At 68.9% G+C, this 21520-nt stretch carries 23 protein-coding genes and 1 pseudogene; 6 read left to right on the top strand and 18 right to left on the bottom strand.

Annotated elements, in window-relative coordinates; genetic code table 11:
- Nucleotides 1-484 precede the first annotated feature (484 nt).
- From mftG to mftA, 7 genes are all read right to left on the bottom strand, one after another.
- A complete protein-coding gene (gene mftG, locus G6N51_RS23185) occupies nt 485-1921 on the bottom strand; it encodes a mycofactocin dehydrogenase MftG (protein WP_083171579.1) in 1437 nt (478 codons plus the stop codon).
- A 22-nt stretch (nt 1922-1943) separates the two neighbouring features.
- Nucleotides 1944-3356, bottom strand: coding sequence for a mycofactocin biosynthesis glycosyltransferase MftF (gene mftF, locus G6N51_RS23180; RefSeq protein WP_142274931.1), 1413 nt, complete (start codon nt 3354-3356; stop codon nt 1944-1946).
- A gap of 14 nt (nt 3357-3370) precedes the next feature.
- The gene (gene mftE, locus G6N51_RS23175; RefSeq protein ID WP_083171580.1) at nt 3371-4102 is read right to left on the bottom strand and encodes a mycofactocin biosynthesis peptidyl-dipeptidase MftE; all 732 of its coding nucleotides are present in this window, start codon (nt 4100-4102) and stop codon (nt 3371-3373) included.
- Nucleotides 4103-4266: 164 nt separating this feature from the next.
- Entirely contained in the window at nt 4267-5457 is a 1191-nt protein-coding gene (mftD, locus tag G6N51_RS23170; protein ID WP_083171581.1) for a pre-mycofactocin synthase MftD, read from the bottom strand.
- A gap of 3 nt (nt 5458-5460) precedes the next feature.
- Nucleotides 5461-6657, bottom strand: a complete 1197-nt coding sequence (gene mftC / locus G6N51_RS23165) for a mycofactocin radical SAM maturase (RefSeq protein WP_083171582.1) — start codon at nt 6655-6657, stop codon at nt 5461-5463.
- A complete protein-coding gene (mftB, locus tag G6N51_RS23160) occupies nt 6654-6947 on the bottom strand; it encodes a mycofactocin biosynthesis chaperone MftB (protein WP_142274923.1) in 294 nt (97 codons plus the stop codon). The genes mftC and mftB overlap by 4 nt, the downstream gene beginning before the upstream one ends.
- Nucleotides 6932-7021: a mycofactocin precursor MftA gene (gene mftA / locus G6N51_RS23155; RefSeq protein ID WP_040621348.1), complete on the bottom strand. Its 90-nt coding sequence runs from the start codon at nt 7019-7021 to the stop codon at nt 6932-6934. Before mftA ends, mftB begins: the two co-directional genes overlap by 16 nt.
- Nucleotides 7022-7120: 99 nt before the next feature.
- Between mftA and mftR the strand changes: the two genes are divergently transcribed.
- Both mftR and G6N51_RS23145 read left to right on the top strand, forming a co-directional pair.
- Nucleotides 7121-7717: a mycofactocin system transcriptional regulator gene (mftR, locus tag G6N51_RS23150; RefSeq protein ID WP_083171584.1), complete on the top strand. Its 597-nt coding sequence runs from the start codon at nt 7121-7123 to the stop codon at nt 7715-7717.
- Nucleotides 7714-8760, top strand: coding sequence for a DUF2332 domain-containing protein (locus tag G6N51_RS23145; RefSeq protein ID WP_083171585.1), 1047 nt, complete (start codon nt 7714-7716; stop codon nt 8758-8760). Before mftR ends, G6N51_RS23145 begins: the two co-directional genes overlap by 4 nt.
- 3 nt (nt 8761-8763) lie before the next feature.
- Here the strand turns inward: G6N51_RS23145 and G6N51_RS23140 are convergent, their stop codons facing one another.
- The 8 genes from G6N51_RS23140 to rpsL all read right to left on the bottom strand — a co-directional run bounded on the left by G6N51_RS23140 (nt 8764) and on the right by rpsL (nt 17028).
- The gene (locus tag G6N51_RS23140) at nt 8764-9939 is read right to left on the bottom strand and encodes an NAD(P)/FAD-dependent oxidoreductase (protein ID WP_083171586.1); all 1176 of its coding nucleotides are present in this window, start codon (nt 9937-9939) and stop codon (nt 8764-8766) included.
- A 25-nt stretch (nt 9940-9964) separates the two neighbouring features.
- Nucleotides 9965-10783 carry a mycofactocin-coupled SDR family oxidoreductase gene (locus G6N51_RS23135; RefSeq protein WP_083171587.1) on the bottom strand — a complete coding sequence of 273 codons (819 nt, stop codon included), beginning with the start codon at nt 10781-10783 and terminating at the stop codon, nt 9965-9967.
- Between the two features lie 49 nt (nt 10784-10832).
- Nucleotides 10833-11663 (bottom strand): SHOCT domain-containing protein, encoded by an 831-nt coding sequence (locus tag G6N51_RS23130; RefSeq protein ID WP_083171588.1) that lies wholly within the window; start codon nt 11661-11663, stop codon nt 10833-10835.
- Nucleotides 11664-11752: 89 nt separating this feature from the next.
- Nucleotides 11753-12505 (bottom strand): PE family protein, encoded by a 753-nt coding sequence (locus G6N51_RS23125; protein ID WP_083171589.1) that lies wholly within the window; start codon nt 12503-12505, stop codon nt 11753-11755.
- Between the two features lie 134 nt (nt 12506-12639).
- Nucleotides 12640-13830 (bottom strand): elongation factor Tu, encoded by a 1191-nt coding sequence (tuf, locus tag G6N51_RS23120; RefSeq protein ID WP_083171590.1) that lies wholly within the window; start codon nt 13828-13830, stop codon nt 12640-12642.
- A 166-nt stretch (nt 13831-13996) separates the two neighbouring features.
- Nucleotides 13997-16102, bottom strand: a complete 2106-nt coding sequence (fusA, locus tag G6N51_RS23115; protein WP_083171591.1) for an elongation factor G — start codon at nt 16100-16102, stop codon at nt 13997-13999.
- An 81-nt stretch (nt 16103-16183) separates the two neighbouring features.
- The gene (rpsG, locus tag G6N51_RS23110) at nt 16184-16654 is read right to left on the bottom strand and encodes a 30S ribosomal protein S7 (RefSeq protein ID WP_007167813.1); all 471 of its coding nucleotides are present in this window, start codon (nt 16652-16654) and stop codon (nt 16184-16186) included.
- Nucleotides 16654-17028: a 30S ribosomal protein S12 gene (rpsL, locus tag G6N51_RS23105; protein ID WP_007167812.1), complete on the bottom strand. Its 375-nt coding sequence runs from the start codon at nt 17026-17028 to the stop codon at nt 16654-16656. The genes rpsG and rpsL overlap by 1 nt, the downstream gene beginning before the upstream one ends.
- 245 nt (nt 17029-17273) lie before the next feature.
- On the opposite strand from rpsL, the pseudogene G6N51_RS29725 reads away from it, so the two are divergent.
- A pseudogene (locus tag G6N51_RS29725) lies at nt 17274-17373 on the top strand (hypothetical protein); the annotation flags it as partial.
- A 117-nt stretch (nt 17374-17490) separates the two neighbouring features.
- Here G6N51_RS29725 and G6N51_RS23095 read toward each other — a convergent pair.
- The gene (locus G6N51_RS23095) at nt 17491-18135 is read right to left on the bottom strand and encodes a TetR/AcrR family transcriptional regulator (RefSeq protein WP_083171592.1); all 645 of its coding nucleotides are present in this window, start codon (nt 18133-18135) and stop codon (nt 17491-17493) included.
- Nucleotides 18136-18272: 137 nt separating this feature from the next.
- Here G6N51_RS23095 and G6N51_RS23090 point away from each other — a divergent pair, with 137 nt between their 5' ends.
- From G6N51_RS23090 to G6N51_RS23080, 3 genes are all read left to right on the top strand, one after another.
- Complete coding sequence (locus G6N51_RS23090; protein WP_083171593.1) at nt 18273-18641, top strand: DUF3060 domain-containing protein; 369 nt, start codon at nt 18273-18275, stop codon at nt 18639-18641.
- 44 nt (nt 18642-18685) lie between these two features.
- Nucleotides 18686-19165, top strand: a complete 480-nt coding sequence (locus G6N51_RS23085; protein WP_083171594.1) for a DUF3060 domain-containing protein — start codon at nt 18686-18688, stop codon at nt 19163-19165.
- A gap of 113 nt (nt 19166-19278) precedes the next feature.
- Complete coding sequence (locus G6N51_RS23080; protein ID WP_083171595.1) at nt 19279-20013, top strand: DUF732 domain-containing protein; 735 nt, start codon at nt 19279-19281, stop codon at nt 20011-20013.
- A 21-nt stretch (nt 20014-20034) separates the two neighbouring features.
- Here G6N51_RS23080 and G6N51_RS23075 read toward each other — a convergent pair whose 3' ends face one another.
- Together G6N51_RS23075 and G6N51_RS23070 are read right to left on the bottom strand one after the other, a co-directional pair.
- Complete coding sequence (locus G6N51_RS23075; RefSeq protein WP_083171596.1) at nt 20035-20802, bottom strand: crotonase/enoyl-CoA hydratase family protein; 768 nt, start codon at nt 20800-20802, stop codon at nt 20035-20037.
- Nucleotides 20799-21518: a PaaX family transcriptional regulator C-terminal domain-containing protein gene (locus G6N51_RS23070; protein ID WP_083171597.1), complete on the bottom strand. Its 720-nt coding sequence runs from the start codon at nt 21516-21518 to the stop codon at nt 20799-20801. The genes G6N51_RS23075 and G6N51_RS23070 overlap by 4 nt, the downstream gene beginning before the upstream one ends.
- Between the last annotated feature and the right edge of the window lie 2 nt (nt 21519-21520).

Below are 21520 nucleotides of genomic sequence, written 5' to 3'. Positions count from 1 at the left end.
CCGTTGTCCGACAGCGCCTTCACTGTGCATGTCGGCATCCCGGATGCTTGAAATCCCCCGCCGCTTCTGGTATCAGAAATATATATCGACAGGTACAGGTCATCTCTGCGAGGCGAGGTGCGATGTGGTGTTGATGGGCGCGACGAGCGTGGCCGAGCCGGCATGCCCCGCGCTGAGCAGAGCCCGATGGCCGGTGTCCCCGGTGTGGGCGCGGCAGCGTTCACCTCCGACCCGGGTGTGACTGCCTACGGTTTTCGGCTTAGGGCGAAAGGAGGTGCCGACCGAGGAAGCCAAGTGCATGTGAACCGCGAGCCGGCGCTCGTGCCGTCCACGAATATTGCGACGCATTGTCCGCGCGACGCACAGGCCTGCGCGCGCACCGCCACTTGTCGTGGCCATCTACGTGGAACGCATGAACATTCGCCGCTCGTTGGGGGCGGGTCCCACGCCGCACGCTGGGGCCCGCCCCCCACGCGTAACGCCATCACCGGACGAACGCCGCCGCCCGGTGCCCGAGCATCACGATGGTGGCGTGCGGCCCCCGGCTGGTGATGGTGGGCAGGATCGAACCGTCGATCACCCACAGGTTGTCCACGCCGTGCACCCGGCAACGGGGATCGACGACGGCCCGCGGGTCGGCGTCGGCACCCATCGGCGCCGTGCCGCACAGATGTTGCGACGTCGACCACACGGGGGCCCCGACATGTGTTGCGGTGCCGCCTATTTCGCGGGCCAGTTCGGCCCCGCGGCGTAGCGCGGCGACGTCGTCGGGCACACTGTCGTAGCGGTGCTCGATGCGGGGCGCCACGTCGGGATCCGCAGACACCAGCGTGATGCGCCCACGCGCGCGCGGCTGCATCAGCGCCACGCCGATATGCGGCCAGTCGGCGTGCCCGGCGGTGCCGTCCCCGGTCATCGCGACGAACCCTCCTGTGTAGGGCCTGATCTCGAGATCGTCGCCGGTGCTGAGCACCACCTCGAGCACCGGCCGGCCGGGTGCCACCGCCCAATCGGTCGGCAACACCCATTCGGGGTGATCGCTGAACGACTCCCCCACCGGCAGGGGCATTACGACGGGCACACCGAGGGCCCGCAGCCCTTCCTCTGGCCCGATGCCGGAGAGCATGAGCAGCTGCGCCGTTTGAATGGCGCCGGCGCACAACACGATCCGGTCGGCGGTCAGGGTCATGCGGCCGCGCGGGCCGATCACGTCGACACCGACCGTGGCGGTCCCGGTGAACCGCAATCGCGCCGCGCGCGTCCGCGCGTGCAACGTCAGATTCGGCCGGCCCAGGGCCGGCAGCAGAAAGCCCGCGCCGGGTCCGGTGCGCACGCCGTCGACGATGTTGAGTGGAACGGCCCCCATCCCCGAGACAGGTTCCGGCCCGGCGTCATTGAGGTCATCGATCCAGCCGAATCCGGCACGCCGCGCCGCAGCGATGAAACGCTGGGTGGTTCCGGTCATTTCGCGGGTACGACGCACCCGGATGGGTCCGCTGCGGCCATGGGCCGGGCCATCGAAATCCAGGTCGGTCTCGATGGCCCGGAAGCTGTCGAGGACGTCGGACCAGGACCAGCCCGGTAGCGACAGGCGATCGAAGTCGCGCGCCAATCCGCGGCAGAAGTAGCCGCCGTTGACCGCACCCGACCCGCCGACCGTTGCCCCGCGCACGATCGGATGCCGACGGGCGGGCCGGGCGGTCAGGCTGGTCTGGTAGCGGCGCACCAGTGGGCTGCCGGCCCCGATCGGCAGCTGCAACCCGTTGGCGGTCTGGGCAAGCAAGGCCGGATCGTCGAGGGCCGGCCCCGCCTCGAGGACGGTCACCGCGCAGCCGGAATCGACGGAAAGACGTTCGGCAACAACCGATCCAGCGCTGCCGGCACCGACGATCAGCACATCGCTGTGCGCGGCGGCCTCCATCAAGGGCGAGTCAAGGTTGGGGCTAGCTCCGAATCTGCGGTTTCAGCGCGCGCAGGTTGCGCTCCCGCAGCACGCCCCACCACAACCCGAGGCCGTACGCCAGGTCGTCGACACGCTTGAGCAGCAAATAGGTCAGCAGGCCGATCGGCTCGGCGTCGTCACCGATGGCGTCCCGGCGGCGCAGCCAGTCCACCACGCCGTCCATGACCGCGGCGACCAGCAGGACTCGGCGGAAATGTCGCGACGCCATGGCGGCCAGCAGTGCCAGCGGCCAGTAGTGGCGGCACAGGGCCGACGCCAGCTGCAGCGCCGCCGACCACAGGCCGCGGGCCGCGATCACCACCACGTCGGTGATCGACGTATCGGAGCCGCGCATCGCCCTGGCGATCCGGCGACCGGTCAGAACGGCGAAGACGACTGACGCCAGCCGCGAGAGGCTGGTGCCGAATGCCATCATGATCCACGTCATGAGCGCCCAGCCGGAGATCACCACCGGCGCCGTCTTGTCCGGGTGGCGGACCGAGAGCGGGGCCGCCGAACCACCGTAAAAGGCCTTGCGCGCGAGCCAATCCCGCAGCTCAGTGCGGTGATCGTGGGCGACCAGCGCGATGGGCTCGTAGCGCAGCCGGGCGCCGGCCTCGATCAGCCGCCAGCACAGGTCGACGTCTTCCCCGGACTGCAGCGTCTCGTCGAATCCGCCGACTGCGCGGAGGGCCGAGCAACGACAGATGATCGCCGCGCTGGGCACGTAGGACACCGTGCTGTGCGGCAGCACCGGCGCTTCGCGCTCGCCGAGGTCGAGCGAGGAGTGCACGGCCTCGTAACGCGCCACCACGTTCTCGCTGTGCGACAAGCCGACGATGCGCGGCGCGGCCAGGGCGACGGTCGGATCGCAGAAATGCCCGAGCAGCGCCTCCAGCCACCCGCGCCGGGGCGCGACGTCGGAATCCAGGAACGCGACGTAGTCGGTGGTGCAGGCGGCCAGCCCGGTGTTGCGGGCGGCGGCCGGTCCCCTGCTGCGCGAGTGGCGCAACACTTCGACGTCGCAGTGCGCGCCGACGAAGTCGGCCGGCTCGATCGGTGGGAACGACCCGTCGTCCACCACGACGACCCGCAGGCCGCGCAGCGAGCTCACCAGACGCCGCACTCCGGAAAGGTTGTCCCGCACCGGAATTACCACGGTAACGTCGCGGTGCGAGGGACCACCGGCCGGACGCGGATGGGCCACCGTGGCGTCCAGCAACGTGCGGGCCAGCTGCGCGCTGACGTCGTCGCGGACCTTCAGCCGGCCGTCGCACAGCATGTCCTGGGCGGCCGGCGCCAGCTTCAGCAGCCGGGTCGGCGAACCTCCGAGCAGTGCCGAGCCGTCACCGAGCACCCGCACGCGGCGGTCGACCTGGACGGCGAAGCCATCCGGCAGCCTGGGCGCCGGCACCGTCATGTCAGCGGTCATGTCAGCAGCCCGTCGCGCCCGGGTGACCACCGGTCCACGCGGCGCACGCAGCCGTCGACCATCTCGGCCAGGATGCGCTCGCCCTCGGCGGCGGTCGCGGTGGTCGGGTCCCCGAGGACGCCCACCGGGCTGACGGCGGCGACTCCCCCGCGGCGCATCGAGGGGAGCAGTTCGGACACCGGCGCGCGGTTGCCGGCGAGCCACCGATCGGCCAGCACGGCACCGGGCGAGATGTGCAGCAACAGCGACGTTTCGGTGTGTCCGGCGTGGGCGTCGCCCCCGCAGGCCAGGCATGGGCACCAGCCGGCGTCGCGCCCCTCGGCCCGCAGCCGGGTCACCGCGGCACTCAGCGCGCCCACATTGCCCCCGTGGCCGTTGACGAAGACCAGGCGGCGGGCCCAGCCGGCGGCCGACCGGCCGTACTCCACCAGCAGCATGGTCAGGGCTTCGGTACCGATAGAGATCGTCCCGGCGAAGCTCTGGTGCTCGCCGCTGGCGCCGTACGCGACGGCCGGCGCCACCAGCCAGTCGCCGTCGAGACGGGCCCGCGCCCCGCGAGCAACCGCGATTGCGATCCGGGTGTCGGTATCCAACGGCAGGTGCGGACCGTGCTGTTCGGTCGACCCCAGCGGGACCAATATCGACGGCGAAGTGCCCGACAGCTGGCTTGACGTCGCCATTGCCAATTCGCCGAGTACGGGCACTCGGTGATGGTAGGACGAATTCACCTGGCGTGCACCAATTGTTGTCCGTTGAAAATGATTTTTTTCTGGCTGGTTCATCGGGCGTTCGAAATATGTGCTCGTCCGTCACGGGTACCACGCGTGCACCACCGGGCGCGGCGGCGGATCATTCCCGAGAAATCCGCCCGGGATACCGGCAATTAAGCCGCTCAGGTGTCTCCGGCGGACGGCACACCCAGCGCGCGGGTGAAGCCGGGCGGCACCAGGATGTCACCCGGGCCGAGGTCGTGGACGCTGCTGAGTCCGAGACCCATCAGCGCCGAGTCGATGCCCCCGCGCAGGATGTCGAGCACGTTCTCCACGCCCGCCTGCCCGGCGGCGGCCAGGCCCCACAGGTACGCGCGGCCGATCATCACCGCGCGCGCCCCGAGCGCCACCGCCTTCACGACGTCGCTGCCGCGGCGGATGCCACCGTCGAGCAGCACCTCGACCTGGTCGCCGACCGCGGCGGCCACCGCGGGCAGCGCGCGGATCGACGCCGGCGTCCCGTCCAGATTGTTGCCGCCGTGGTTCGACACGGAGATCGCCGAAACCCCGGCGTCCACAGCCCTTTTCGCGTCGTCGACGCGCATCACGCCCTTGAGCATGAACGGCCCGCCCCACAACTCCCGCAGCCAGGCGATGTCCTCCCAGGTGGGGGGCGGCGTGCCCATCCACTCCCCGTAGGCCGCGAAGAAGGGCGGACCCGGCTCGCCGCGTCGGCCCTGGTTGGGCACCCGCAGGTCCGGCGGGCGCAGGGTCTTGCCGTACTTCCACAGCCAGCGGGGCTTGAAGACGGCCTCCGGCGACTGCCGCAGGATGGTCCGCAGGTTCATCTCCTCGGGGATCTTGGGACTGCCCCAGTCGCGACCGTGCGAGAACGACCAGTCGGTGGTGACGATCAAACCGACCGCGCCGGCCTGACGCGCGCGTTCCACCCGCTCGGCGATCGCGTCGCGCCCGCCCAGCCAGTAGACCTGGAAGAAGACCTTGGGGTTGGCGGCGATGACCTCCTCGATCGGTTTGCTCGCGAAGGAGGACAGTCCCATCGCCGTTCCACGCGCCGCGGCGGCCCGCGCCACGGCCACTTCCCCGTCCGGATCGACCGCCTGGACACCGGTGGGCGAAATGATCACCGGTAATGAAATGTCCTGTCCCATAACGGTGGTCGCCAGGTCGCGCTTTTCCTGCGCGCCGACGACGTGGGGGGCGAACCCGAGTTCGCTGAACGCCTCGACGTTGTTGGAGACGGTGATCCCCTTTTCACTCCCCGCGACCAGCGCCGAGTAAACGGATTTCGGGAGCCGTCGTTTCGCGCGCTGCTGCGCGATGGCGACGGTTTCAAACCATTGGTCGGCCATGGCCTAGACCGGGCTCTCGTTGCACAGGCGCGCGGGCGCTGTGTCCGGCGGTCGCACGGACAGCGTCAAGGGCACCGGCTGACGACCGCGGCGACCGCGGGAATGGTCGGCGCGGGGGCGGGGCGTCTCGCGCCGCCGGGCCAGCGCCGACGCGCTGTGCCCCTGGACGCATTCGGGATCCGGCCCGTCCATCGGCAGGCCGGTGAAGAACTTGGCCGCCATGCAGCCGCCACGGCAGGCGTCGTAGTGCCCGCAGCTGCCGCAGGCGCCCGCGGACTGCGGTTCGCGCAGCTCACGGAACAGCGGGGCGTTCTTCCAGACGTTGTCGAATCCGCCGTCCGTCAACACGTTTCCGGCCAGGAAACGGTCGTGGATGGCGAAGGGGCAGGCGTACACGTCACCCACCGGGTCGATCAGGCACACCACCCGGCCGGCGCCGCACATGTTCAGGCCGGCCAGCGCGCCCGACGAGCCGAGCGGCGACAGGTGGAAGAAGGAGTCGCCGGTGAGCACCCGCTCACCCTTGGCCACCAGCCAGTCGTAGAGCTGGACCTGCTGGGCGGCGGTGGGGTGCAGGTCCTCCCAGACGTCGGCGCCCCGCCCCGAGGGACGCAACCGGGTGATCCGCAGTGTGGCGCCGTAACGGCTTGCAAGAGAAGCGAATTCGTCGAGCTGGTCAACGTTGTGCCGGGTGACCACGACCGAGATCTTCGCGTCCGCAAAGCCCGCGTTGGCCAGGTTCTCCAGCGCCCGCACCGCCATGTCGAAGGACCCGGGGCCGCGGACCGCGTCGTTGACCTCCGCGGTGGCGCCGTCGAGCGAGATCTGGACGTCGACGTAGTCGCTGGCGGCCAGCCGGGCGGCGACCTCTTCGGTGATGCGGACCCCGTTGGTCGAGAACTTCACCCCGACGTGGTGTTCGGTCGCGTAGTCCACGAGCTCCCAGAAGTCCGGGCGCACGGTCGGTTCGCCGCCGCCGATGTTGACGTAGAACACCTGCATGCGTTCCAGCTCGTCGATGATGTCCATGCACTGCCGGGTGGACAGCTCCCGCGGATCGCGCTTGCCCGACGACGAAAGGCAGTGCACGCACGCCAGATTGCAGGCGTACGTCAGCTCCCACGTCAGGCAGATGGGCGCGTCCAGCCCGCTCTCGAACTGCTCGATGAGCCGCGGCACTCTGGCCAGTCCGGCGGTCATGGGGCCTCCTGAGGAACCAACATCTTCGAATCGGCCAGCACGCCCAGCGCGTGCAAGTACGGCGCCTCACCCGAGTCGTCCACACCGGCCGCGCGGCAGGCGGAACGAACATCGGGATGGTCGGCCAGGGACCGCACCACCGTGAGGATGGTGCGGTTCTTCAGAAAGGACAGCTTGCGGGTGCCGAAGTGATACAGCAGCGCCCCGAACGGTTCGGGTCGAACCGCCACCTGCGGGTGCAACCGCCAGCCGCGGTCGGGATCGAACACGCGGGTCAGTAGACCCCGCACATGCCGTCGATGGACACCTCTTCGACCAGGGTCTCGGCGACGAGCTGGGTCTCGGTCTCGGTTTCGTGGTCCACGGGTCATTGCCTTTCGTCGGTTCTTGACAACGATGGGGATCGAGTCACAAGCTTCGTCAGAATATGGCATCGAGTGCCGAAATGGAAGGGCGGGGTCTCATGGGGCCGCAGCCGCGAGTGGGCCGTCGCCGCTCGACCACGCCGCACCACATCACCGCCGTCGCCATCGAGCTGTTCAGCGCCCGCGGTTTCGCCGACGTCAGCGTCGACGACGTCGCGCGGGCCGCCGGCATCTCGCGGCGGACGCTGTTCCGCTACTACGCGTCCAAGAACGCCATCCCGTGGGGCGACTTCGACACCCACCTCGCGCACCTGCGCGACCTGCTCGACCAGGTCGATCCGCGGGTGCCGCTGGGCCAGGCGCTGCGCGATGCGCTGTTGGCGTTCAACACCTTTGACGAATCCGAGACCGCGCGGCACCGCCAGCGTATGCGCGTCATCCTGCAAACCGCCGAACTGCAGGCCTACTCGATGACGATGTACGCCGGCTGGCGGGAGGTGATCGCCGGCTTCGTGGCCCGCCGGTCGGACTGCAAGACGACCGACCTGCTGCCTCAGACCGTCGCCTGGACCATGCTGGGGGTGGCGTTGTCGGCCTACGAGCACTGGCTCGGCGACGAGTCCGTCCCGCTGCCGGCCGCGCTGGGCCACGCGTTCGACGTCGTGGGGACCGGGCTGGACGGGCTGGACCGGTGAGCGGCGATCACCTGCTGCACACCCTGCGCGCGCAGGGGCGCTTCTGCGCCGTCTCGGGTTCGCCGATGTATGGCGAGCTTTTCGAGCTGGTGGCCCGTGACGTCGAGGCCGGCGGCGTGTTCGCGGCCATCCTGTCCGGCCACGAGGACGACCCCTCGCGCCTTGCGGTGCCGCTGCGACTGCTCGGCGGCCTGCACCGGCTGGTGCTCGACGGGCGGGCAGCGCACCTGCGCCGGTGGTATCCCAGCACCGGGGGCAGCTGGAACGCCGAATCGGCGTGGCCCGAAATCCGGGACGCCGCGGCCGTCCACTCCGACGCGCTGCGGGCGGCGTTGCGGCAACCGCCGCAGACCAACGAGGTGGGCAGATCAGCAGCGCTGATCGGCGCCCTGTTGCGCGTCAACAGTGAATTCAGCTTGCCGGTAAGGCTTTTCGAGATCGGGACCAGCGCGGGACTGAACCTGCGCGCGGACCACTACCGGTACCGGTTCGGCGAGGGACACTGGGGACCCAGCGATTCGCCGGTGACCATCACCGACGCGTGGCGCGGCGCGCTGCCGCCCGGCGGCGGGCTGCGCATCGTCGAGCGGCGCGGATATGACATCGCGCCCATCGACGTCACCGGGGCCGATGGGGAGCTCACCGTGTTGAGCTACGTCTGGCCCGATCAGGCGGCCCGGCTCGAGCGGCTGCGCGGCGCCATCGACGTCGCCAGGCGGGTGCCCGCGCGGCTGGAGCGCCAGACGGCGGCCGACGCCGTCGCCGGCCTGACGCTCGCCGACGGTGCCCTGACGGTGTTGTGGCACTCGATCACCTGGCAGTACCTGTCCGGCGAGGAGCGCGAGACGGTGCGCGCCCGGGTTCGCGCGCTGGGCGGACGGGCGGACGAGCGATCGCCGTTCGTGCACCTCACGCTGGAGCCGGCGCGCGGGGGCCACGACTCGCCGATCCGGTTCCTGGTGCGCGCTCGCCGGTGGCCCGGCGGCGAGCTGGAGATTCTCGGCGAATGCCACCCGCACGGCCCTCCCGTGCAGTGGCACTGAGGTTCAGCCCAGCACGTCGGAAATGGGCGCGCCGGCGGCGATCTTGGCGCGGACCTTCATGACCTTGCCGGGCATCCCGCCGCCGACCACCCCGACCAGCACCCCGTCGCGCTCGTAATACGCCAGGAACTTGCGGCCGTCGTCTTCGATGAGGTGGACGGTGTCGGTGGCTTCGGGCTCTCCGAGGCACTGGATCTTGACGTCGTATTGGTCGCTCCAGAAGTACGGGACGACCACGGCCGACGACACGTCCTGCCCCAGCATCGCGGGCACCACGACTCGGGTCTGGTCGGCGACGTTGCTCCAATGTTCCACGCGGGCTTGGTGTCCCGTCGCGTCGCGCCAGGAGGCGACGTCACCGAGCGCCCACACGTGTGGCGCGCTGGTCCGGCCGGCCTCGTCGCAGAGCACGCCGTTGTCCACCTCGATGCCGCTGCCCTCGAGCCAGCCCGTCGCCGGGCGCGACCCGATGCCGATGACCACCAGGTCGGCCGCCAGCTCCGAGCCGTCGGTCAGCACCACGGTGTCCACCCGTCCGTCGCCGCGCACCTCGGTCACCCCGACACCGAGGCGGACGTCGACCCCCTCCGCACGGTGCAGCCGCGCGACGAGCTCACCGATCCGCTCGCCGAGCACCGACGCCAGGGGCGTGGGCTGCGGCTCGACCAACACCACGTCCACCCCCAGGCTGCGCAGGCTGGCCGCCACCTCGCAGCCGATGAACCCGGCGCCGATGACGACGGCGCGCTGGGCGGCGGACGCGTGCTCACGCAGCGCCATGCTCTCGTCGAACGTGCGCAGCACCCGGATGCCCTCCAGGTCCGGCAGCGTCGGGATGCGCCGCGGCACCAAGCCGGTCGCGATGACGAGTTCCTCGTAGCCGATGACCGACCCGTCGGCCAGGGTCACCGTCTGCGCCGCGGTGTCCAGGCCGGTGGCCGCCGCGCCCAGCCGCAGGGTGATGTCGTTCTCGTCGTACCACTCGCGGGGTTTGAGGGCCACGTCGTCGACCTCTTTGCGCAGCACCTCTTTTGACAGCGGCGGGCGATCGTACGGCACGTGCGCCTCGTCGCTGATGATCGTGACGCGGCCCGCGTACTCCGATCGGCGAAGTTGTTCCGCGGTCCGGGCGGCGGCCAGCCCGCCGCCGACGATCACGATTCCTTTGCTAGCGGTCACGTGGAGTTCATACCACGATCCGCGATCAGTACTTCAAGGCGCCCTTGTCCACGGGAACCTGCGTCCCGGTGATCGTGCCCGACCCATCTCCAGCTAGCCACGCCACCACATCGGCCACCTCGTCGGGCGTCATGAACCCGTTGGGCTGCAAGGGCATCGGAGGGAAGCTGTGCACGAAGCTGGGGTGGCGGGCAAATATCTCCATCATCGCCTCCGGCTCGATCATCGGGGTGTCGACCGAGTAGGGGTGGATGGAGTTGACGCGGATGTGGTATTCGCCGAGCTCGATGGCCAGCGTATTGGTCAGCGCGGTCAGCCCGTGCTTGCTGGCCGAGTAATGCCCGTTGCCCGGGGTGGCTTTCAGGCCCGCTGACGAGCTCACCACCACGATTGAGCCCCCGTTACCGGCGTCGATCATCGCGGGCACGGCGGCGCGCAGCGTGCGCCAGGTGCCGGTCAGGTTCACCCCGATCACGGTGTCCCACTGCTCGTCGGTGAGTTCCCACAGCCGGCCCCAGCTCAAGACCCCGGCGTTGGCCACCACGACGTCGAGCCGGCCGAACTGTTCGACGCCGTCGGCCACGAGTTGGCGCAGCGCGGCGTCGTCCCGGATGTCCGCTTCGCGGGCCAGGACCTTGCGGCCCTCGGCTTCCACCAGCCGGACGGTCTCGCTGAGGTCCTCAGGCGTGGCCGGCGTGTAGGTCAGGCACTTCGACGCCGGCGCGCAGATGTCGAGCGCGATGATGTCGGCGCCTTCCCGAGCCAGCCGCACCGCGTGAGAACGGCCCTGTGCGCGGGCGGCGCCGGTGACGAATGCGACCCGCCCCTGCAGTGATCCAGCCACTGGGACAGGCTAGCAGCGAAACTGAAACCTGTTCTAACTCGCCCCGCGTTCAGATCTCGGAGATGATCTGGGCCCGCCGGCTGTTGTATTCCTCGTCGGTCAGTGCGCCGCTGGCCCGCAGCGTCTCGAGCTCCTGCAGCCGCTGCGCGATCGACGGCTGCGGCGGCGTGACCACCGGCGCGGGCCCGCCGGCAGTCGCCGGCTGGGCGGCCGGCGCTTGTTGTTGCGCCGCCCGGCGCACCACCGCCTGAATCTGCTGGCGCAGCACCGGGTTCGACCGGATGTCGACCATCCGGTTCAGCGGAACGTGGTTCGCCTTGAGGATCTGCAGGATCTCCATCAACGGGCCGGACTGCCCGCTCAGGTCGTAGGTCTGGTTGTCTTCGGCCACGGTGAACTGCGCGGGCACCAGGCCGTTAACCAAAGCGCTTCGCTCCCAGTCGATTCGGTATTCGTTGGTGGTGGGGTTGACCAGTACCACCAGCTTGCGGGCGTTGAGGTTGCCGAGCCGGGTCACGCTGGCGATCACCCGGTCTTCGCTGTCGAACGGCAGTAACCCGGGCCCGGCGATGTGCAGGTGCACCTTGACCACCTGCTGGTTGTTGATCCACGTCCCCGTCTCGGTGACACCGGTGATCTGAGCGAGCGCCAGCACGCCGTGCTGTTCGAGCTCCGCGGTCTGGGCCGAGGACTTCGCGCCGTAGTTGGCCAGTGCGAGTGCAATCAGCACGTCGGCCACGGTGATGAGCAGGCCGACGTAGAACATCCACTGCAGCAGGCTGCCCAGCCCGAGGGTGAAGTAGACGATCAGGAAAATCGGCCCGACCAGGCCGCCGCACAGCAAAACCACCAACTGTGCCTTCAGGTAGCGCGCCAACACGAGTGTCTCCTTACCCTGGCTGGGATTTTTCGTGTCAGATTAGCTGTCGCGGTCTTACCGCGAGCCGCATACGCGCAACCGGGCCGCCGTCAGTCCACCTTGGGAATCAGCGTCGGCGCGGGCCGGGCCGAAGAGTCCGCGTGGGTCCCCGCGGCGGGCGCATGGGCCGACACCATCTTCACCGGCGTGCCGGTCGACACCGGCATCGCGGGGGACGCGGCCGCCGGGGGTGTCTCGACCTGGGCGGGCGCCGACACCAGCGAACTGGCCGGAGCCGGTGTCGGTGTCGCGGGCTGCGGGGCGGCCGGGGTGTAGGCGGGCGTGACCATCCGCACCGGCGTTGCCGGTGTGGCGGCCGGCGCGACCGCGGCCGGTGCCGTGGTGGCCGCGGCCACCGTCGGACTTGCCGGTGCCGGGGCGCCCGCGAGCGCCGAAGCCGGCGCGACGGCCGACATCAGGGGGGCCGCCGGGACGCCTGGCGCCGAACCACCCGCCGCGGTTGCCGCCGGCAGCTGCGCCGCCATCGAGGCGGGTGCCGCCGCGCTCTGCAACGGCGTGGTGTTGGCGGCCTCGGTGGCGAGATACTGCATCGAGCCGCCGTTCATCAGCTGCACGAACTGGTTGTGAAACGCCGCGGCCTGCGCGCTGAGCGCCTGGTACACCTGGGAGTGCGCGCCGAACAGCGCCGCGATGCTGGTCGACACCTCGTCGGCACCCGGCGCCAGCACGCTGGACGTCGGGCCCATCGCCATCGAGTTCGCCGACGTGATCGTCCACCCGATCCTGGCTAGATCCGACGCCGCAGCCTCGACGTACTCAGGCGTCGCGAATACGAAGGACATCCGAACCTCCCGGCCACTTCCGCCCCCGACTCCCTTACCGAGGAATCCTAGCGGAGCCGGCCGCGTTCGGCCCGGTAAAACGCATAAAGCCCGGATTGCCGCGATCGGCAATCCGGGCTTTAGCGCTGAGGAACTTACTTGATGATCTTGACGACCCGGCCGGCGCCGACGGTGCGGCCACCCTCGCGGATCGCGAACCGCAGGCCCTCGTCCATGGCGACGGGCTGGATCAGCTTGACCGAGATGTTGGTGTTGTCACCGGGCATCACCATTTCGGTGCCCTCCGGCAGCGTCACCACACCGGTCACGTCGGTGGTGCGGAAGTAGAACTGCGGACGGTAGTTGTTGAAGAACGGCGTGTGCCGGCCACCCTCGTCCTTGGACAGAATGTAGACCGAGCCCTCGAACTCCGTGTGCGGCGTGGTGGTGCCGGGCTTGGTGACGACCTGGCCCCGCTCGACGTCCTCACGCTTGATACCGCGCAGCAACAGGCCGACGTTGTCCCCCGCCTGGCCCTGGTCGAGCAGCTTGCGGAACATCTCCACACCGGTGACCGTGGTCTTGGTGCTGGTCGGCTTGATGCCGACGATCTCGACTTCCTCGTTCACGTTGATCACGCCGCGCTCGACGCGGCCGGTGACCACGGTGCCACGACCGGTGATGGTGAACACGTCCTCCACCGGCATCAGGAACGGCTTCTCGGTCTCGCGGACGGGGTCCGGGATCGACTCGTCGACGGCCTCCATCAGCTGCTCGACGGACTCCACCCACTTGGCGTCGCCCTCGAGCGCCTTGAGCGCCGAGACCCGGACCACCGGGGCGTCCTCGTCGAACTCCTGGGCGGCCAGCAGCTCGCGGACCTCCATCTCGACGAGCTCCAGCAGTTCCTCGTCGTCGACCATGTCGGCCTTGTTCAGCGCGACCAGGATGTAGGGCACGCCGACCTGACGCGCCAACAGCACGTGCTCGCGGGTCTGCGGCATCGGGCCGTCGGTCGCGGCGACCACCAGGATCGCGCCGTCCATCTGGGCGGCGCCGGTGATCATGTTCTTGATGTAGTCGGCGTGACCGGGGGCGTCGACGTGGGCGTAGTGCCGCTTGTCGGTCTGGTACTCCACGTGGGAGATGTTGATGGTGATACCGCGCTGACGCTCCTCGGGCGCGTTGTCGATCTGGTCGAACGCACGGGACTCGTTCAGGTCCGGGTACTTGTCGTGCAGAACCTTGGTGATAGCCGCGGTCAGCGTCGTCTTGCCGTGGTCAACGTGACCGATGGTCCCAATGTTGACGTGCGGCTTCGTCCGCTCGAACTTCGCCTTCGCCACTTCGTTGTCCTCCTGGACTTGTTGGTGCTCGTTAAAGCAGTGTTGGTGTTTTCAGTTGTGCCGCGCCCAAGGCTTTGCAATGACCCGGCAAGATTACTCCGAGGGTGTCTGCGTTTACCGCTCGACTCCTTGCTCGTAAGCTTCGCTTACTCGCCGTCGTCTTCGGTCACTGACCCGTCGCCTTCGCGATGATCTCCTTCGACACGTTCGCCGGCACTTCGGCGTAGGAGTCGAACACCATGGAGTAGTTCGCCCGGCCTTGGGTCTTGGACCTCAGGTCGCCGACGTAGCCGAACATCTCCGACAGCGGCACGTGCGCCCTGACGACGCGTGCACCGCTCCGCTCCTCCATGGCCTGGATCTGGCCACGGCGAGAGTTCAGGTCGCCGATCACGTCGCCCATGTAGTCCTCGGGCGTGGTGACCTCGACGGCCATGATCGGTTCCAGGATCACCGGCTGTGCTTGCTGCGCAGCCTTTTTCAGGACCTGCGAACCGGCGATCTTGAACGCCATCTCCGAGGAGTCGACCTCGTGGAAGGCGCCGTCGAGCAGCGTGACCTTGAGGTTCACCAGCGGGTAGCCGGCCAGCACGCCGTACTGCATCGCGTCCTGCGCGCCCGCGTCCACCGACGGGATGTACTCCCGGGGGATGCGGCCACCGGTGACCTTGTTCTCGAACTCGTAGGTGGCACCGTCCTCGCCGGTGAACGGCTCGAGGTTGATGATCACCTTCGCGAACTGGCCCGAGCCACCCGTCTGCTTCTTGTGGGTGAACTCGACGTTGTTCGCGGCCCGCTTGATGGTCTCCTTGTAGGCGACCTGCGGCTTACCGACGTTGGCCTCGACCTTGAACTCGCGGCGCATGCGGTCCACCAGGATGTCCAGGTGCAGCTCGCCCATCCCGCCGATGACGGTCTGGCCGGTCTCCTGGTCCAGGTGCACCTTGAACGTCGGGTCCTCTTCGGCGAGCTTCTGGATCGACAGCGACAGCTTCTCCTGGTCGCTCTTCGTCTTGGGCTCGATCGCCACCTCGATGACCGGATCGGGGAAGGTCATGGACTCCAGCACGACCTGGTCGTTGGGGTCGCACAAGGTGTCGCCGGTAGTGGTGTCCTTCAGGCCGATCACCGCGTAGATGTGACCCGCCGAGGCGGTCTCCACCGGGTTCTCCTTGTTGGAGTGCATCTGGAACAGCTTGCCCAGCCGCTCCTTCTTGCCCTTGGTGGCGTTGATGACCTGGCTGCCGGAATCGACCTTGCCCGAGTACACCCGGACGTAGGTCAGCTTCCCGAAGAACGGGTGCGTGGCGACCTTGAACGCCAGCGCGGCGAACGGCTCGTCGGTGGACGGCTTGCGGATGACCTCGACGTCCTCCTTGCCGGGCGCGTGGCCGACGGCCGGCGGCACGTCCAGCGGCGAGGGCAGGTAGTCGATGACCGCGTCCAGCATCGGCTGCACGCCCTTGTTCTTGAAGGCGCTCCCGCACAGCACCGGGTACGCCTCCGAGCTGATGGTCAGCTTGCGGATCGCGCCCTTGATCTCCTCGACGGTGAGCTCCTCGCCGCCCAGGTACTTCTCCAGCAGCGCCTCGTCGGTCTCGGCGACGGCCTCGAGCAGCTTGGTGCGGTACTCGTCGGCCTTCTCCTGCAGGTCGGCCGGGATGTCGACGACGTCGTACTTCTCGCCGAGCTTGGCCTCGGCGCTCCATACCTTGGCCTTCATCTCGACCAGGTCGACGACGCCCTCGAAGTCACCCTCGGAGCCGACGGGCAGCTGGATCGGGATGACGTTGGCGCCCAGCCGCTCTTCCATGGTCTTCACCGAGAAGTAGAAGTCGGCGCCGATCTTGTCCATCTTGTTGACGAAGCAGATACGCGGGACGTCGTATTTGTCGGCCTGCCGCCACACCTGCTCGGACTGCGGCTCGACACCCTCCTTGCCGTCGAAGACGGCCACGGCACCGTCGAGCACGCGCAGGCTGCGCTCCACCTCGACGGTGAAGTCGACGTGGCCGGGGGTGTCGATGATGTTGATCTGGTTGTCGTTCCAGAAGCAGGTGGTCGCGGCGGAGGTGATGGTGATCCCCCGCTCCTGCTCCTGCTCCATCCAGTCCATGGTGGCGGCGCCGTCGTGCACCTCACCGATCTTGTAGCTGATACCGGTGTAGTAGAGGATGCGCTCCGTCGTCGTCGTCTTGCCGGCGTCGATGTGCGCCATGATGCCGATGTTGCGGACCTTGGTCAGGTCGGTCAGCACGTCCTTCTGTGCCACAGAAGTCTTCCCACTCTTTCGATTGCTTGGTTGCTGTCTGTCCGGCCTCCGGCAGCTCCGCCAGTCGGAGCCGGGCGGCTCCTACCAGCGATAGTGCGCGAAGGCGCGGTTGGCCTCGGCCATCTTGTGGGTGTCCTCACGCCGCTTGACGGAGGCTCCCAGGCCGTTGCTGGCGTCCAGGATCTCGTTCGCCAGCCGCTCGACCATCGTCTTTTCCCGGCGTTGCCGCGAGAAGCTGACAAGCCAGCGCAGCGCCAGCGTGGTGGACCGGTCCGGACGGACCTCGACCGGAACCTGGTAGGTCGCACCGCCGACGCGGCGGCTGCGCACCTCCAGCGCGGGCTTGACGTTGTCGAGAGCGCGCTTGAGCGTGATCACGGGATCGGTGCCGGTCTTGTCCCGGGCATTCTCGAGCGCACCATAAACAATGCGCTCGGCCAGCGATTTCTTCCCCTGCAGGAGAACTTTGTTCACCAGCTGGGTGACCAGCTGCGACCCGTAGACGGGGTCGTTGACCAACGGACGCTTCGGCGCGGGCCCCTTGCGCGGCATCAGCTCTTCTCCTTCTTGGCGCCGTAACGGCTGCGGGCCTGCTTGCGGTTCTTGACCCCCTGGGTGTCGAGCGAACCGCGGATGATCTTGTACCGCACGCCGGGCAGGTCCTTGACTCGGCCACCGCGCACCAGGACCATCGAGTGCTCCTGCAGGTTGTGGCCCTCGCCCGGGATGTAGGCGGTGACCTCGACCTGGCTCGTCAGCTTCACGCGCGCGACCTTCCGAAGCGCCGAGTTCGGCTTCTTCGGGGTGGTGGTGTACACGCGAGTGCATACGCCACGGCGCTGCGGGCTGCCCTTCAGGGCCGCGGTCTTGACCTTGGCGATCTTGTCGCGGCGACCCTTGCGGACCAGCTGCTGAATCGTTGGCATCTACCGGCTTTCTGTGTTCGTGTTTGGTGTCTGTCGGCGGTTCTCAAGTCTTCGTACTGCAGTTTTGTCCGTCCGCGTTACCCCGCGGCCGGGTGTGTCGCACGCGCTACGCACCGGAGAAGATCCGATGCATCGTGGACATGCGAATTTGCCCGGCATCCACTTCCTTACGGTTAGGCGCCGTAAGCCGCCAGGCACGAGCCTCCACAATACCCGCCGCCGGTCTCGCAGGTCAAAGCGGACTAGTGGCGATCGCGAGCGCGGCGCAGCCGGGCGAAGCGGGTCGCCACCATCGGACTAGTGGCGATCGCGAGCGCGGCGCAGCCGGGCGAAGCGGGTCGCCACCATCGGACTAGTGGCGATCGCGAGCGCGGCGCAGCCGGGCGAAGCGGGTCGCCACCATCGGACTAGTGGCGATCGCGAGCGCGGCGCAGCCGGGCGAAGCGGGTCGCCACCATCGCATCAGAACCTGGCGCCGTGGTGCGCGACGCGGCGCTCGAGGCCCGCCGCCAGCCGCAGCACCATGTCCGAGAACAACGCGTCGGTGTCGATGTCGTCCATGACGCCGGTCATCTCCAGCAGCACGAAGCCGTGCAGCGCGGACCAGAACTCCAGCGCCGCGTAGAAGGCCTCGTCGCCGTCGAGACCGTAGGAGGACAGCACCGAGATCACCGGCGCGGCCGCTCCCCGGGTCGCCGCCGTGTACTCAGGGTCGTCGCCGCCCAGCGGCATCCGGGTGAAGGCCGAGTACCGGCCGGGGTGGTGATGGGCGTAGCTGCGGTAGGCGCCCGCCATGACCAGCACCGCGTCGTCGCGGGCGCGGCCCTCGCCGACCCGGTTCAGCATCGTGATGATGTCGTCGATCACGCGGATCCGCACCGAGCGGCGCAGGTCCTCGAGGCTGTCCACGTGGTTGTACAGCGACGGCCCCTTGGTGCCCAGTTGCGTGGCCAGCGCGTTGATGGTGAGGGCGTCCCAGCCCTCCCGGTCCAGGAAGGTCAGCGCCCCGTCGATGATGCCTTCGCGGCTCAGCTTGGCGGGGCGCGAGCCCGTCCTCCCCGAGCGTGGACGCCCGGCCGCCGACGGCGTATCCGGGTGAGCTGCCATGGCGGGGCCCTTCGCTTGCGTTCATCGTGGTGCTTAACTAATGACTCTAGTTGACGCCGGGCGCGAAACTATTTCAGCCATGGCCGGATGGACGTAATCTCATCGAGCAGATCCACCCGTCACAAAGGGGGCCCGCAGTGAAGTGGACAACCGTCGCCGGGTCGCTGGCAACCTGTGTCATCGCCGTCGCCGCAAGCCCCTTTCCCGCGGCGCACGCGAAGAATGGCGACACCCACGTCGTCGGGCAGGGCATCGAGCAGACGCTGGACTGCAACGACGCCACCCTGTTCGTCAACGGCTCCTTCAACAACGTCACCGCGCTGGGCAACTGCTACGCGGTGACCGTGATGGGCTCGTCCAACACCGTCGTCGCCGACTCCGTCTCGCACGACATCACCGTGTACGGCTATGACCAGACGGTCTTCTACCACAACGGCTCGCCGTTCCTGTGGGACCGCGGCCGCGAGCTGGGCATGACCAACCGGCTCCAGCAGGTGCCGGGCTGAGTCCGGCACCACACCGCCATCCGACCGAGGGGAATCGAGGAACATTGTCTGCCCACATCTTTGACCGGCCCGCCGGGCTGACCGCGCTCGCCGTTGCGCCCGCCATCGCGGCCGTGTTGGTGGCCGGCTGCAGTTCGACGGCCAACCCGCCCGGGGCGACCACGACGACGACGAAGAGCACGACGACGACGACGAGCGCCGGGGCGGCACCCACGACCGGCGGGGCGAGCACGACCGCGTCGGTCGAGATCGGCAACACGCTCAACTACGGCTCGATGGGCACCACCGCGACGCTTGACTGCGCCAACGGCAAGTCGCTGAACGTCGGCGGTTCGGACAACACCCTGACCATCACCGGCACCTGCGTGACGGTCAGCGTCGGTGGCACCAACAACAAGATCACCCTGGACAAGGTCGACACCCGCATCAGCGTGGTGGGGCTGAACAACACCATCACCTACAAGGACGGCGAGCCCAAGGTCGACAACCTTGGCTCGGGCAACACCATCACCAAGGGCGGCTGACCGGCCGGCGTTGCGGGTGAAGCCTTGCCGTTGTGCCGCAACTAGTTTCCAAGCGCCGAGGTGCTGCGGGCAGATCTGGGGCATATGATTCTGCCAGCAGAAGGAATCCAGCCATGTCCAGCAGTACCACTCACCGCGCCGGCGCACTGATTACGGCCTTCCTGGTACTCACCGGCGTCGTCATGCTGCCCCACGGTGCAGCGGCGGCCGACCCCAACCCCGACGACCAGTTCGTGGCGCTGCTCGACCAGAAGGGAATCCCCGCCCTCGAGAACGTGCCAAGTCTCATCGCCACCGCCCACCGGATTTGTCGCCAACTCGATGGCGGAATGCCGGTGGACGGCGTAGTCGCCGACATGCGGGAAAGAGCGTTCAATGCCAACGGGCCCGCCGGCCAATACCCTCCCGACCGTGTCGCGCGGACCATTGCGCGATTCATCTCCGCCGCGGTCGAGGCCTACTGCCCGAACAACCAACCGAAGATCGCTTCCCTCGAGGCCATGGGGTACCAGGGGAGCGCCTCGAACACGCACGCCGCCGCTCGCACGACAAGCGATCTTTTGCAGCCGGAATCGGCTGCGCACGTGATCCTCGTGGGAGAAACGGGCCAGCCGGACCCACCGCAACTTCCGCCGCCACCGCCGCCGACGGCACAGATCATGATGCCACCGCCGCCGGTCGCGACACCGTCTCCGCGGCAACAACCCCCGCCACCGGTGCAGGAGCCGTTACCGGGAACGCAACAGGGGCCGCCTGCCGCTCCCGCGCCGGGCACCTCTCCCGGCAGTGGCGGCGTTACGCCGGAGCCGCCCCCCATGCCACCCGGCAGGGTAAGGCTCGCACCCTAAGGCGCCGAGCGGAGGCGCCGGTTAACCGGCCGGCGCACCGTGTCGGCCCGCCCCGGCCGCGAAGCGGCCGGCCCCCTCGTTCGCCTCCGCGGCGACGCGCGAAATGCTGGCGAACTCGAAGTCGATCGCCTCGGATTCCGTTGACCCCCATTGGTGCAGCGCCGAAAGTCGGTCGGATCGCAGGCACTGCTGCGGCAGCGCGGCCAGTTGCGCGGCCAGCTCCTCGGCCGCCTGCCGCGCCTGACCGTTGGGCACGACGCGATTGGCCAACCCCATCGCGAGCGCTTCGTCGGCCTTGACCCCGCGGCCGGTGAGGATCATGTCCATCGCGCGGCTGTGGCCGATCAGCCGCGGCAGCCGCACGGTGCCGCCGTCGATCAGCGGCACCCCCCACCGGCGGCAGAACACCCCGAACACGGCGTCCTCCTCGGCCACCCGCAGGTCGCACCAGACGGCCAGCTCGAGGCCCCCGGCGACGGCATAGCCGCTCACCGCGGCGATCACGGGTTTGGACAACACCATTCGGGTCGGCCCCATCGGGCCCGGCCCCGTCCGGTGCACGGCGTTGGCTTCGAGCGTGCCGAAGGCCTTCAAATCGGCTCCGGCGCAGAAGGTTCCGCCCTCGCCCCACAACACGGCGACCGATGCGGTGTCGTCGCGGTCGAATGCGTCGAATGCCGCGTACAGCGCGGCGGCGGTGGGGCCGTTGACCGCGTTGCGCGCCGCCGGCCGGTTCAGGATGACCGTCGTCACCGCGCCGTTGCGCTCGATACGCACTGGGTCGCTCATTGTGCCTCCGCAAATAGTGGTTCGCGCCGCTGCAGCAACTCGGTGGCGAAGTCGTGGTAGGCCGCACGCAGCCGGGCGCCGGGCCAGTCGGCCGGCAGCAGTTCGTCGGGCAGCACCGGGTCGGTGAGTAGGTGTCGCACCGTGGCCGCCGCTACCACGAAATGGCCCGGAATTCCCGACGCGGCGGCCATCTCGTCGAGCAACTCGTGGCCGGCCCGCGCCCACGCGGGCAGGTCCCACAACTGGGCGGCCAGCCCGGCGGGGTCGTCGTCGCGTGCCCGCAAGACCCGCACCCGGGCGGCGATCTCGGGGTCCAGGTCGAGCTCGAGGTTGTCGGGCCGCATCCAGACGCCTTCGCGCAGCTCACCGAAGCGCTTGGCGTGCAGGGCGGTCCGCAGCGTGGCCCGGGTACGGGCGTCGCTGCCCACGCTGGTCACCACGAGCGTGACCCACTCCCCGCCCCACGGCCGCAGCCGCGGGTCGATGGCGTCGTCCTGCCGCCGCTGGCGGACCAGCAGGCGATCCGAGAGCCGGTAGCCCTCCGCGGACCGGATGAGGTCACCCGCGCCGACCATGCGGGTGAGCGCCACCCGCAGGGCCGTCTCCTTGATGCCGAAATCGGAAGTGAGCCTGACCAATTCACTCGCGGTGGCGCAGGCCGGGTGGGCCCCCAGCAGCACGCTGAGAACCACCGACCGGGCCGTCATGGTGGGCATGG

The sequence above is a fragment of the Mycobacterium paraseoulense genome, from assembly GCF_010731655.1.
Classification (GTDB): domain Bacteria; phylum Actinomycetota; class Actinomycetes; order Mycobacteriales; family Mycobacteriaceae; genus Mycobacterium; species Mycobacterium paraseoulense.
Note: the sequence above shows the minus strand (reverse complement) of the source record. Positions and strands in the feature narration are given on the sequence as shown.